Source organism: Marinilactibacillus kalidii (assembly GCF_017599325.1).
In the GTDB taxonomy this organism is placed as follows: Bacteria; Bacillota; Bacilli; order Lactobacillales; family Carnobacteriaceae_A; genus Marinilactibacillus; species Marinilactibacillus kalidii.
Genome location: NZ_JAGFVM010000003.1, coordinates 1 through 12,246 on the forward strand (window position 1 = coordinate 1; position 12,246 = coordinate 12,246).

The window sequence follows — 12,246 nt, forward strand, 5'->3', positions numbered from 1 at the left end:
TTACGCAAGGTATTGAACCGCCGTGTACGGAACCGTACGCACGGTGGTGTGAGAGGACGGTAAATCAACTAATGATTTACCTCCTACTCGATTTTTTATTCATTAAAAGATTGAATGGTTTTATTTTTTAAGTCTGTTCTAACAACTAACACATCACATTCTGCATGTCTGATGACATATTCAGAAACAGAACCCACAAAGATTCTTTCGACAGCGTTTAGACCAGTAGCACCAAGTAAAATCAAATCTATTTCATGTGACTCAGGAATTTGTTTAGCTACCATGATTTTTGGAGATCCATATTCAAGCACGACAGTTACATCTTTTACGCCTTCTTTTTCGGCCTCGCTTTTATAATCTTGAAGCGTAGTTTCTGCTTCTTCTCGGGCATTATCTGCAATTGACCCATCAAAAGTGGAAAAAGACTGATACGCACGTGTATCAATAACATGTGCTAAAACGAGTGACGCATTATTCCGCTTCGCGACCGCAACTGCCTTTTTGAAGGCCTTTTCGGCGGATTTGGAACCATCGACTGCAACGAGTATTTTACTGTATTCTTGTAACATAGAAAATCCTCTCCTTTATGGTAAAGTATTTTATACCTTATTATACAAGAAAATCGAAAATAACCATAGTATTAGAAGTATCTAATTGATATAAAGACAAAATAAAAACCACCCTCAAAAATGGGGTGGTTTAATAGCTAAGTATAAGAAATCCGATGGTGCCGGTAGATTGTCGTATTTGGTTGAACCCGCAATATAAGCAGGTGGGCTTCACCAGCGAAATGTCTGACTACCAAGTGATAAGGCATGTCATAAATTCCTCTTTCAGAATCCCGGTTTTTAAAGAATATGTTCGGTCAACACATTAGCCGACAACGCGTACACCTCAGAAATCTTATATTTATAATAGCACCGATTAGATAAATTGTCAATAACATTAAACGATTGGTTAAAACAAATTGAGCGTGAATGTGCCATGTAATCGTTCGTATGATTTAAATTTTAATTAAATTTTTCGTACTGTTTAGCTAAAGCTTGTTCAAACTTACTACTTGCGTTTGGTTCGTAATAAGTCGCATTTTTTAAGTTGTCTGGCAGATATTGTTGCTCGACCCATCCATCAGGATATGCGTGAGGATACTTGTACGTCACACCGCGATTTAGTTCTTTTGCACCTTTGTAGTGACTATCTTTTAAATGGTTAGGAACGAAGCCGCTTTTTCCATTGCGCACATCGCTGAGTGCTTGATCAATTGCAGATATAGCAGAATTTGATTTTGGAGATAAAGCTAATTCGATCACAGCAGTGGCTAAAGGAATTCTGGCCTCTGGAAAACCTAATTTTTCTGCAGATTGTACAGATGTTACAGCTCTAGCTGCGCCAGCAGGATTTGCTAAACCTATATCTTCGTAGGCGATAACCATCAATCTTCTGCAGATAACTTGTAATTCTCCTGCTTCCACTAATCGAGCCATGTAGTGTAAAGCTGCATGAACATCACTACCTCTGATTGATTTTTGAAAGGCTGAGATAACATCATAATGTGCATCACCGTCTTTGTCATGAGTGAGTACTTTTCTTTGTAAACACTCTTCTGCTATAGACATAGTGATCGTTGTGTTACCTTCGCTGTCTTTGGTGGTAGATTCCGCGGCTAATTCCAATGCATTTAAAGCACTTCTTAAATCACCATTCGTTGCTCTTGCAAAGTGAGTAAGGGCTTGATTCTCTACAGTTAATTTTAAATTTCCTAAACCTTTTTCTTTGTCTTTTATAGCCCGTTCGAGTGCTGACTTGATTTGCTCTTCTGATAACGGCTGTAGTTCAAAAATTTGTGAACGACTTCTAATAGCAGGATGGATAGATATATAGGGATTCTCGGTAGTTGCACCAATCAATATAATACGCCCATTTTCTAAATGAGGTAGCAAAAAATCCTGTTTTGGTTTATCTAAACGATGAACCTCATCTAACAAAAGAATAACGGTACCGCTCATTTTGGCTTCTTCAGCAACGATTTGTAGATCTTTTTTTGAATCAGTTGCTGCATTCAACATGCGAAAAGCGTACTTAGTAGAACCAGCAATTGCGCTTGCAATACTTGTTTTACCTATACCAGGAGGGCCATATAAAATCATTGAAGAGAGGCGTTTTGCTTCGACCATTCGCCAGATGATTTTTTCTTTACCTACCAAATGTTCCTGACCGACGATCATTTCTATAGAAGTGGGTCGCATTCTATAAGCTAACGGTTGACTCAAACTAGCATCTCCTTCCAGTTTTCAATAAGGCTAGTATAACATGCACCTACAAGAATCTCTATTTACAATGAACGCTCGTTTGTATTTGCGGAAAACTCTTGCAATCTTCTACTGTCTCGATGCTACACTTTGTGATACTATGTATAGTGAATTAGTTCCAAAAAGGGAATAAAAGAGGGCATACTATGATGAATGTAAAAGAAATAATTAACGAAAACCTGCTAAACAAAATTGTTATGCAAGGTTCTTTTGGTATTGAAAAAGAAGGAATACGAGTAGATGAGCATGAGCATTTATCGTTGACAGATCATCCAGCTAGTTTCGGAGATCGATCGTATCATCCTTATATACAAACGGACTTCAGTGAAGCACAACTTGAGATTGTAACGCCACCAATGACATCTCTAACGGAGGCTTTCAAATGGATGAGCGCATTAAATGATGTGACTCAACGTACGATTAAAGACGAAGAATATATCTGGCCTTTTAGTATGCCGGCTGTTTTACCGGACACTGAACAGATTCCAATTATTAGAGTGAAAGATCAAAATGAAATAGCTTATAGAGAAAAACTTGCGGTCAAATATGGAAAGAAAAAGCAACTGATTAGTGGTGTTCACTACAATTTTGCTTTTTCAGAAGACTTTATTTCTAAATTGTATGAACAACAAAATGAATATGCTTCTAAACAAGCTGTTAAAGACGAATTGCACTTGAAATTAGCGAGAAATTTTTTGAGGTATCAATGGCTATTAACTTATCTATTTGGTGCAGCGCCTTTTGCGCATGATTCTTTCTTTGAAGAAGAAAAGGGAGAAGTCATTCTAAAAGATCCGATTCGTAGTGTGCGAAATAGTCGATTTGGTTATCATAATACAAATGATATTGTTGTTCGTTATGATGAAATCGATCATTACGTCGATGATATTGAGGCAATGGTCGGCAAAGGAATCCTCAGTGAAGAAAGAGAGTTTTACGGAGCCGCACGTTTAAGAGGTAAAACAAAAAAAATCAATCAGATGAAAACATCTGGAATAGAATATGTCGAATTCAGACCTTTTGATCTGAATCCCTATAGTAGTCAGGGAATAACGATGTCACAAGCGAAATTCATTCATTTATTTTTCATCTTGATGATATGGATTGAAGATTCGAAAGAAAGTTCGTTTATTGAAGAAGGTAACTTGAAGAATGAAACAGTTGCTGCTGAACATCCATTCAATAAAACGCAGTACCATGAAGAAGGTCTTGCGTTACTCACTAACATGTTAGCGATGGCTAAGGTGCTTGATGTAGATGTGGAGTACATGACTGTAGTCAATGATGCCTTGAATCAACTAGAAAATCCTGAACAAACATTGTCAGCTAGGTTAACAAAGGAAATGGCGTCTGCTGATCAGTATCTTGAAGTGGGTAGAAAACTGGGACAATCATATAAAAAAGAGGCAAATGATAAGCCCTACTTGTTGCGAGGATTCGAGACGATGGAAATGTCTTCTCAATTACTGATTTTCGATACGCTACAAAAAGGAATCAAATTAGAAGTGTTGGATGAAGTAGACCAGTTCTTGAAACTCACGCATAAAGGACATGAGGAATACGTAAAAAATGGGAATATGACAGCGAAAGATTCCTATATCTCACACTGGATCATGGAGAATAAAACCGTTACGAAAAAAATACTTGCTAGTAAAGGTTTTAATGTTCCAGGAGGAGAAGAATACCAGACAAAAAAAGAAGCAGTAGAAGCATTTTACAAATATGATAATCGTTCCATCGTGGTTAAACCAAAGTCTACCAATTACGGTTTAGGCATTACGGTATTCAAACAAGCGCCAAGTTTAGATGATTTTGAAGAAGCCCTAGATATTGCATTCAGCGAAGATACTTCAGTTCTTGTGGAAGAGTTTGCTGAAGGAACAGAGTATCGCTTCTTTGTTCTCAACGGAAAAGTAAAAGCTGTATTGCTGAGAGTGCCTGCAAATGTCACTGGAGATGGGGAACATTCTATTCGCGTATTGATCGAGCGAAAGAATCAAGATCCGCTCAGAGGAAGAAAACACAGAGCACCACTTGAAAAAATACAAATGGGTAATATCGAAAAACTTACGCTTAAAGAGCAAGGATATGACTTAGAAAGTGTGCCAGAAAAAGGTGAAATCGTCTATCTTAGAGTAAATTCGAATATTTCAACGGGTGGAGATTCAATTGATTTCACAGATGAGATGGACGAGAGCTACAAGAAATTGGCAGAGGAAATGGCGGTACCGTTAGAGGTGAAAGTTACGGGTGTGGATTTGATCATACCGGATTACACCAAACCAAGTACTGAAAATGAACCGGGTTATACTGTGATAGAAGCGAACTTTAATCCGGCAATGCATATGCACGCGTTTGTATCTGAAGGCAAAGGAAGAAGACTGACTGTAGAAATTCTCAAGATGCTCTTTCCAGAGTTATACAAATAGACGACCGTAAACTGAAGGAAAAAAGAAAGAACGTGAAAAAATGACTGAAGGAATTTATTTAGATAATGCAGCGACTAGCCCAATGTATCCTGAAGTAATTGACGTAATGATAGATGCTTTGCGTCATGATTATGGCAATGCTTCTAGTACGCACCGCTTTGGTAGAAGAAGTAGGGGATTGTTGGATGAAGCTAGAATGATTCTCGCAAAAAGTATTCAAGCTAAACCAAATGAAATCATCATAACAAGTGGTGGAACAGAAAGCGATAATACGGCCATACTGAAAAGTGCTGAGAAAATGAAAGATATTGGAAAGCACATCATCACAACAAATATTGAACATCAAGCAGTTTTACAACCCATGAAGTATTTGGAAGAGCATGGGTACGAGGTCACCTATCTACCCGTAGATCAAAAGGGTATTGTTAGTCCAAATCAAGTCCAAGAAGCCATCAGAGAAGACACCATTTTAGTCTCGATTATGTATGGAAATAATGAAGTAGGATCAATCATGCCGATAGCAGAAATCGGCAAATTATTAAAAGAACGAGATCCGAAAATTCTTTTTCATACAGATGCTGTTCAAGCGTATGGCACGGTCAAGCTGGATGTTGAAGACTTAAATGTTGATTTGCTTTCAGTGTCTGCTCATAAGATTGGTGGCCCTAAAGGTATTGGATTTCTATATTCTAAAGCAGGTACGGGGCTACCCAGTCTGTTGATGGGCGGCGAACAAGAAACAAAGAAAAGAGCTGGAACAGAAAATATTCCTGCTATCGTAGGCTTTAAAAAAGCAGTTGAAATGATGATGGATAACCTAGAAGAGCGTGTGCGTAACTATCAGCAGTTGAAAACCACTTTAATTGATCAACTGACATCAGAACGTATTGATTATCAAGTTAATGGATCATTGCAGCAGTCATTACCTCAAATTGTTAGTTTACATTTGGAAGGGTTGAGTGCAGAGAGGCTGTTAGTTAAACTGGACATCGCAGGCATCGCAGTCTCTGCTGGATCAGCCTGTACAGCTGGCACGATCGATCCTAGTCATGTATTGACTGCTATGTATCAAAAAGATCATCCAGCAATCAGCGAGACGATTAGAGTCAGTATGGGACATGAAACAACGGAGCAAGATATTTTAGCCTTAGTAAACCTGTTAAAGCTACAAACTAAATAAAAAAATCTAGTCAATGTAGAAAGGAAGAAAATGATGGCGACAAAATCGACAGACCAACTATTAGGCAGTAAAGACCAATACAAGGTTAATTCTGAAGCAAAAAGATATACCCTTAAAGATCATGGCTTTATCGAAAATAAGAAGGGTTCTTTCCAATATGAAAGAACCCTCAGTAGTACTGTATCTGATACTACTGCTCCCAAGTTGAAACTCACGATATCAAAAGACCTTAAAGAACTAAAGTTAGTAACCGTTACAGCTAATGGCTTAAAGAAGGTTGATATCTATAAAGATTCAGAAATGTCAAAAGCTCAAGCTATGGTTGAGAATATCCTTGCAACATTTGTTGAAGAATCAGTGCTAGAAAAAGTCTAAATAGACACATAACTTTCAATAGCCAATTAAAATACTTTTAGATATCTTGATTTCTTTCTTTAAGTAAGTATAATGATAAAGACTGAAACTGACGAACCTTCAATTCGTGTATAGTTCAGAATCTAAACTGAAATGATGGTGATTTTATGACTGACAACTCTAAAACAAGAGTCGTCGTCGGAATGAGCGGAGGAGTGGATTCTTCTGTAACAGCCTTGCTACTTAAAGAGCAAGGGTATGAAGTTATAGGAGTATTCATGAAAAATTGGGATGATACAGATGAATTTGGCGTATGTACGGCAACGGAAGATTATAAAGACGTTGCTTTAGTTGCGAACAAAATCGGAATCCCTTATTATTCAATTAATTTCGAGAAAGAATACTGGGATAAAGTGTTTACGTACTTTTTAAATGAGTATAAAAAAGGTAGAACACCAAATCCCGATGTAATGTGTAATAAAGAAATCAAATTCAAAGCCTTTCTTGATTATGCGATGGAACTAGGTGCGGATTATGTTGCGACAGGACACTACGCACGCGTAAGACGCGATGAAAATAACGTGACGCACCTACTCAGAGGGCTAGATAATAATAAAGATCAAACGTACTTTTTGAATCAACTTTCGCAAGAACAATTAGCTAAAGTGATGTTCCCACTTGGGGGAATGGATAAAAAAGAAGTCCGTAGAATTGCAGAAGAAGCAGATCTTGCAACGGCTAAAAAGAAAGATTCAACAGGTATCTGCTTTATCGGTGAAAAAGACTTCAAACAATTTTTGATGAACTATCTGCCTGCGCAACCTGGTAATATAGTGACGCTCGATGGTGAAGTTGTAAAACAACACGATGGGTTGATGTACTATACGATCGGTCAAAGAAAAGGTTTGGGCATTGGCGGAAACGGTACGTCAAATGAACCATGGTTTGTCATTGGAAAAGACCTTGAGAAAAATGAATTGTATGTTGGTCAAGGTTACGAACATCCAACACTTTATGCAACACATTTGGATGCAAGTGATTTTTCATTTACCAATGGAGACGAAAAACCGGAAACTTTCCACTGTACTGCTAAATTTAGATATAGACAAACAGATGTAGGCGTTACTGTTCACTTGGATAAAGAAAACGGGACAGCTCAAATTGAATTTGACGAACCAGCGCGCGCAATTACACCTGGTCAAGCGATTGTTCTTTATGATGGAGAAGAGTGTATCGGTGGCGGTCTGATCGATGCTGCATATAGTAAAGAAACAGAATTACAATACGTGTAAATTGATTGAAAGGATTGTTGGTCAACCAACAATCCTTTTTTTGACGTTAGAATCTTTCGATGAAGGTACTAGAAAAGTGGACTTGAATTCGATAGAATGGTAAAAGCGAAAACAAGGAGGGTCGATATGGAAGAGAACATACTTCAGTCAGAAGAACAACAAGAAAAATATGTGAACGGAGAGGTAGTCGCTATCTATTTTTCCAGTTCTTCTAACTTTTTTAAAGTGATGTTGGTGTCTGTGTCAGAAACAAATACAACGTATGATAGTACCCAAATTGTTGTTACCGGTAGTTTTGGGCAAGTACATGAAGGTGAGAGTTACCAATTTTTCGGAAAATTGACCGATCATCCAAAATATGGACTACAATTCCTAGCAGACCGATATGCTAAAGAGCAGCCTTCAAGTGGTCAGGCTGTCATTTCATACTTATCAAGTAGTCGTTTCAAAGGAATAGGAAAGAAAACAGCAGAGAGTGTTGTAGAGACACTGGGTGAGGGTGTATTAGATCTTATTTTAGATGATCCCGATCAACTGGACAAAGTCCCAGGATTAAATGACACAAAAAAACAAATGATTATGGACGTTTTGGAAAAAGAACAAGGAATGCAAAGAGTCGTATTGGCTTTAAACAAATACGGCTTAGGTAATCAACTAGCTTACAAAGTTTATCAAAAGTATGAGGGTAAAACATTAGCAGTTATCCAAGAAAATCCCTATCAACTCATTAAAGAGATAGAAGGGATTGGATTTAATCGAGCGGATTTGATTGCTGAAGAAATAGGGATTCAATCAGATGCTCCCGCAAGAATACAAGCGAGTATTTTATATTCCATCCAAGAATTGACACTGAGTGATGGTGACACTTATGCTTTAGGAAAGCCACTTTTGAAAAGATGTATTCAGGTCTTAGAAGAAAGCAGACCCTTTATTATCGATCCAGAATTAGCTGCGGATAATATTATTGAACTTGTACAAACACAAGAAATCATTCAAGATGATGATCGTTTTTATATTCCGTCTCTTTACGCTTCGGAGTGGGGAATTGCACATTCAGTCGAGCGACTCATTGAACATGCGAGTGATATCCCACACTCTATAAAAAAAATAAGTAAGAAATTAGCTAAACTTGAAAAGACATCGGGGATTACGTATGGTGAATCTCAAAAAGAAGCCATCCAAGACGCTTTGAAATCCCCAGTTTTTTTATTGACCGGTGGACCAGGTACTGGTAAAACAACTGTGTTGAATGGTATCGTTACACTTTTTGCAGAGTTAAATGATTTATCATTAGATCCTACAGATTATAAAGACGAAGCCTACCCCATTTTATTAGCTGCTCCGACGGGAAGGGCAGCTAAACGAATGAAAGAAACGACCGGTCTCCCAGCTTCAACCATTCACCGATTACTCGGATTGACGGCAACAGATGATGAAGAAGAGCTAGGAGAACATGATCGTAGTCTCAAAGGGAAATTGCTAGTGATAGATGAAATGTCTATGGTTGATACATGGTTAGCCTATCAATTGTTTAAAGCTGTGCCGAGCGATATGCAAGTGATTATGGTAGGAGACAAAGACCAACTGCCTTCTGTAGGACCAGGCCAAGTGCTTAGAGATTTTTTGGAAAGTGATGTCGTTCCGCAAAAGGAATTGAAAGATATCTATAGACAGGGGAATGATTCTTCAATTATTCCGTTAGCACATAGTATTAAAGAAAATCAGTTACCTAGCGATTTTCGAGAAAAGAAAATTGATAGAAGTTTCTTTCCGTGCTCAACGGGTAAAGTACTGGATATTATTACCCAGGTCGTTTCACGTGCGATTGAGAAAGGCTTTACTGCTCAAGATATACAAGTTTTGGCACCTATGTACAAAGGACCTGCCGGAATCAACACCTTGAATAAACATCTACAAGATTTGTTTAATCCCAATGAACATGGTGAAAAAAAAGAAATGAAATTTGTAGACAATGTTTATCGCATAGGAGATAAAGTGCTTCAACTCGTTAACGATCCTGAAAGAAATGTCTTTAATGGGGATATGGGCATGATTACAGGCATCATCCCAGCTAAAGAATCTGAAACTAAAACTGACAATCTCGTTATCGACTTCGAAGGTAATGAAGTAACATACCTTAGAAATGAATGGAACAAAATTACATTAGCTTATTGTTGTTCTATCCATAAAGCACAAGGTAGTGAATACAAGATGGTTATCTTGCCGATGGTCAATGGATACCGAAGAATGCTCAAGAAAGATTTGCTATATACCGCAATCACGCGAGCAAGCCAGTTTTTGATTTTATGCGGGGAAGAAGAAGCTTATAGAAATAGTCTCCATTCAACTAGTATGTTGCGAAAAACGACACTGAAAGAACGTCTATTGGCGGATACTGATTTCGATGTCGAAGAAGTCGTAGAAAATAAAAAGGAAACAGAAGAAATCGTAACTAAAACACCGATAGTGAAACCGGTCAAACAGGAAAAAGAAACGATAGCGGAAGAAAAATTGATCGATCACAGTCAGCCCAAGTATCTTACACCATTAATGGTGGAAAAGGATCAAGTGGACCCGCTTATCGGAATGGTTGATGTTACACCTTATAGTCAGTGAAAAAGCACACAGTATCGGTTTTCGATTACTGTGTGCTTTAGTTTGCACGCGTATAATTATGGCATCCAGAAATTTCTTTTTATTGTGCTGATCGCATAATCACCATGAATGTCTAACAATTCGCCATCTTTCTGACCGTGTTGAGTTGAATAGAATGTTAGTTGAGCATTTGGCAAGCGAAAGGCATGCATTTTTTTATGAGATAAGTGATTCTGTTTAGTGAGTACCTTAAACAATAAAGTGAGTAATTCTAAAAAAGTTACTTTTTCAGCTAGTACAATTTCTAGCAAGCTATCTGTTGGGTCAGCAGTAGGATGTATTGGAATACCGCCACCAAAAAATTTATGATTCACACATGCGACTAGTAATAAGTTAGAATAGCTTTTATCGGTTTCGGCAGACTCGATGTTCAAAGAAAATGTTCGTTGTTTGAAATAGGCAGCGATGATTGAAATGAAATAAGCAGCATGACCCGTTAGCCTTTTTAATTTAGATTTGGATAGTTGGTAATTAACCATTCCATCTATTCCGGCACCAAAACTATTCACTGCATAGAAATAACCGTCTTCGTGTTTGACCTTTATGATGTCTAATTGCTTAGAAGCACCAAGTGATAAGATCTCATCAAGAATGGCTTCGATTCCTATCATCCACTTGTGAGAACGTGCAAAATCGTTACCTGATCCGGTAGGGATATAGCCAATGGGTACACGTATATGATGCTTTTCTAAAGCATTGACTACTTCATTAAGTGTCCCATCTCCGCCAACAACCACCAGTCGTTCGTTTTCTAATAAAGCATCGCCAGCTAGCTTAGCTAATGCCGTAGCATGCTCCGAATATTCTGTGAGATGTATATGATAATCAACTGTATTTTTTAAACAATAGCGTTTAATGTCGTTTAAAGCTGTTCGTCCATTTCGAGAATGCTCATTTAAGATAAAGATAAGTTTATTTACTGGATTCATATCTTAGCTCCATTCAGTTAGTAAAATCAGTATACGTTATATCTTTTGGAAGTAAATAGACAATGATAAATTACTCATGAATCCGCCAACAGGGTTGAGAAAAGGGATTATATAATGATAGAATGACTCGAGCTACAATTAACTGAGGAGGCATTATATGTTAAAAATGGCAAGACGCTTTACCTTAAGTGCAATGGATTACGTTTATATTGTAATCGGATGCTTAATTACAGCAGTGGCATTTCAAGTGTTTTTATTGCCAAACGATATCGTATCTGGAGGAATAACAGGACTGTCAATCATTGCGAATAATCTATATGGATGGACACCTGCGATTTTTCAATATGCTGTTAATATTCCGTTATTAATTTTATGTTTCGTATTACTAGGGAAAGCAGCTGGTTATAAAACAATACTTGGAAGTATGTTACTGCCATTTTATCTGTTTTTCCTAGGAGACCTAACCCCTTTAACGACTGATCCGTTATTAGCGGCTTTATTTGGAGGGATATTTACTGGATTAGGTCTAGGGATTGTTTTTCGTGCGAAGGCAACTACTGGTGGAACAAGTATTATCGTTCAGATTCTTTATCAGTACGCACGCCTTCAATTTGGACTCAGCACGGTACTAGTTGATGGCACGGTTATTTTTCTAGCCTTGATTGTATTTGATCCAGAGACAGTCATGTATTCATTGATTTCTCTATTTATTATTTCTAGAACGATCGACTTGGTTCAACTTGGCTTTAATCGAAATAAAAATATCTTCATCATTTCAGATAATCCAAAAGAAATCAGAGAAGAAGTGTTGCATACCCTTCAAAGAGGCGTTACCAATCTTGGTGTACGTGGAGGATATGGAAATACAGAAAAAGACATGTTAATGGTTGTTATTCAAGAAAGAGAATTTACATTATTGAAAGAAGCGGTCTTAGAAGTTGATCCAGATGCCTTTGTTGTAGCGATGAGTGCTAGTGAGGTACTGGGGAGAGGATTCTCTTTACACAAACAATTTAACACGGACGATACAATCCGGTAAAATGATTGTTTAACTGAAAGGCTGATAGGTATTGACTGATGATAAAAACTAAGCTATAC

9 protein-coding genes and 1 other RNA gene are annotated in these 12,246 nt (G+C 37.7%); 6 read left to right on the top strand and 4 right to left on the bottom strand.

The features are described from left to right. Positions 1 to 95: 95 nt before the first annotated feature. The 3 genes from J5J05_RS00265 to J5J05_RS00275 form a co-directional block, all read right to left on the bottom strand. On the bottom strand, positions 96 to 569 hold the full coding sequence (locus tag J5J05_RS00265) for a universal stress protein (RefSeq protein WP_208558656.1): 474 nt from the start codon (positions 567 to 569) through the stop codon (positions 96 to 98). Positions 570 to 714: 145 nt separating this feature from the next. Beyond that, positions 715 to 904, bottom strand: a non-coding RNA gene (gene ssrS / locus J5J05_RS00270) — 6S RNA. 106 nt (positions 905 to 1,010) lie between these two features. Next, on the bottom strand, positions 1,011 to 2,270 hold the full coding sequence (locus J5J05_RS00275; RefSeq protein ID WP_208558657.1) for a replication-associated recombination protein A: 1,260 nt from the start codon (positions 2,268 to 2,270) through the stop codon (positions 1,011 to 1,013). A gap of 185 nt (positions 2,271 to 2,455) precedes the next feature. Here J5J05_RS00275 and gshAB point away from each other — a divergent pair, with 185 nt between their 5' ends. The 5 genes from gshAB (at position 2,456) to recD2 (ending at position 10,180) form a co-directional block, all read left to right on the top strand. Then, positions 2,456 to 4,738: a bifunctional glutamate--cysteine ligase GshA/glutathione synthetase GshB gene (gene gshAB / locus J5J05_RS00280; RefSeq protein ID WP_208558658.1), complete on the top strand. Its 2,283-nt coding sequence runs from the start codon at positions 2,456 to 2,458 to the stop codon at positions 4,736 to 4,738. 40 nt (positions 4,739 to 4,778) lie between these two features. Further along, the gene (locus J5J05_RS00285; protein ID WP_208558659.1) at positions 4,779 to 5,918 is read left to right on the top strand and encodes a cysteine desulfurase family protein; all 1,140 of its coding nucleotides are present in this window, start codon (positions 4,779 to 4,781) and stop codon (positions 5,916 to 5,918) included. A 33-nt stretch (positions 5,919 to 5,951) separates the two neighbouring features. Beyond that, positions 5,952 to 6,293, top strand: a complete 342-nt coding sequence (locus tag J5J05_RS00290; RefSeq protein ID WP_208558660.1) for a hypothetical protein — start codon at positions 5,952 to 5,954, stop codon at positions 6,291 to 6,293. A 146-nt stretch (positions 6,294 to 6,439) separates the two neighbouring features. Further along, entirely contained in the window at positions 6,440 to 7,564 is a 1,125-nt protein-coding gene (mnmA, locus tag J5J05_RS00295; RefSeq protein WP_208558661.1) for a tRNA 2-thiouridine(34) synthase MnmA, read from the top strand. 126 nt (positions 7,565 to 7,690) lie between these two features. Next, positions 7,691 to 10,180, top strand: a complete 2,490-nt coding sequence (recD2, locus tag J5J05_RS00300) for an SF1B family DNA helicase RecD2 (protein ID WP_208558662.1) — start codon at positions 7,691 to 7,693, stop codon at positions 10,178 to 10,180. A gap of 56 nt (positions 10,181 to 10,236) precedes the next feature. Here recD2 and J5J05_RS00305 read toward each other — a convergent pair whose 3' ends face one another. After that, positions 10,237 to 11,148 carry a diacylglycerol/lipid kinase family protein gene (locus J5J05_RS00305; protein WP_208558663.1) on the bottom strand — a complete coding sequence of 304 codons (912 nt, stop codon included), beginning with the start codon at positions 11,146 to 11,148 and terminating at the stop codon, positions 10,237 to 10,239. Between the two features lie 157 nt (positions 11,149 to 11,305). On the opposite strand from J5J05_RS00305, the gene J5J05_RS00310 reads away from it, so the two are divergent. Beyond that, the gene (locus J5J05_RS00310) at positions 11,306 to 12,187 is read left to right on the top strand and encodes a YitT family protein (protein ID WP_208558664.1); all 882 of its coding nucleotides are present in this window, start codon (positions 11,306 to 11,308) and stop codon (positions 12,185 to 12,187) included. Positions 12,188 to 12,246 lie beyond the last annotated feature (59 nt).

Excerpts from the sequence above, each read along its gene's own strand:
- mnmA (WP_208558661.1), top strand. The coding sequence starts at position 6,440 with ATGACTGACAACTCTAAAACAAGAGTCGTCGTCGGAATGAGCGGAGGA.
- J5J05_RS00265 (WP_208558656.1), bottom strand. The coding sequence starts at position 569 with ATGTTACAAGAATACAGTAAAATACTCGTTGCAGTCGATGGTTCCAAA.
- J5J05_RS00305 (WP_208558663.1), bottom strand. The coding sequence starts at position 11,148 with ATGAATCCAGTAAATAAACTTATCTTTATCTTAAATGAGCATTCTCGA.
- gshAB (WP_208558658.1), top strand. The coding sequence starts at position 2,456 with ATGATGAATGTAAAAGAAATAATTAACGAAAACCTGCTAAACAAAATT.
- J5J05_RS00285 (WP_208558659.1), top strand. The coding sequence starts at position 4,779 with ATGACTGAAGGAATTTATTTAGATAATGCAGCGACTAGCCCAATGTAT.
- J5J05_RS00310 (WP_208558664.1), top strand. The coding sequence starts at position 11,306 with ATGTTAAAAATGGCAAGACGCTTTACCTTAAGTGCAATGGATTACGTT.
- J5J05_RS00290 (WP_208558660.1), top strand. The coding sequence starts at position 5,952 with ATGGCGACAAAATCGACAGACCAACTATTAGGCAGTAAAGACCAATAC.
- recD2 (WP_208558662.1), top strand. The coding sequence starts at position 7,691 with ATGGAAGAGAACATACTTCAGTCAGAAGAACAACAAGAAAAATATGTG.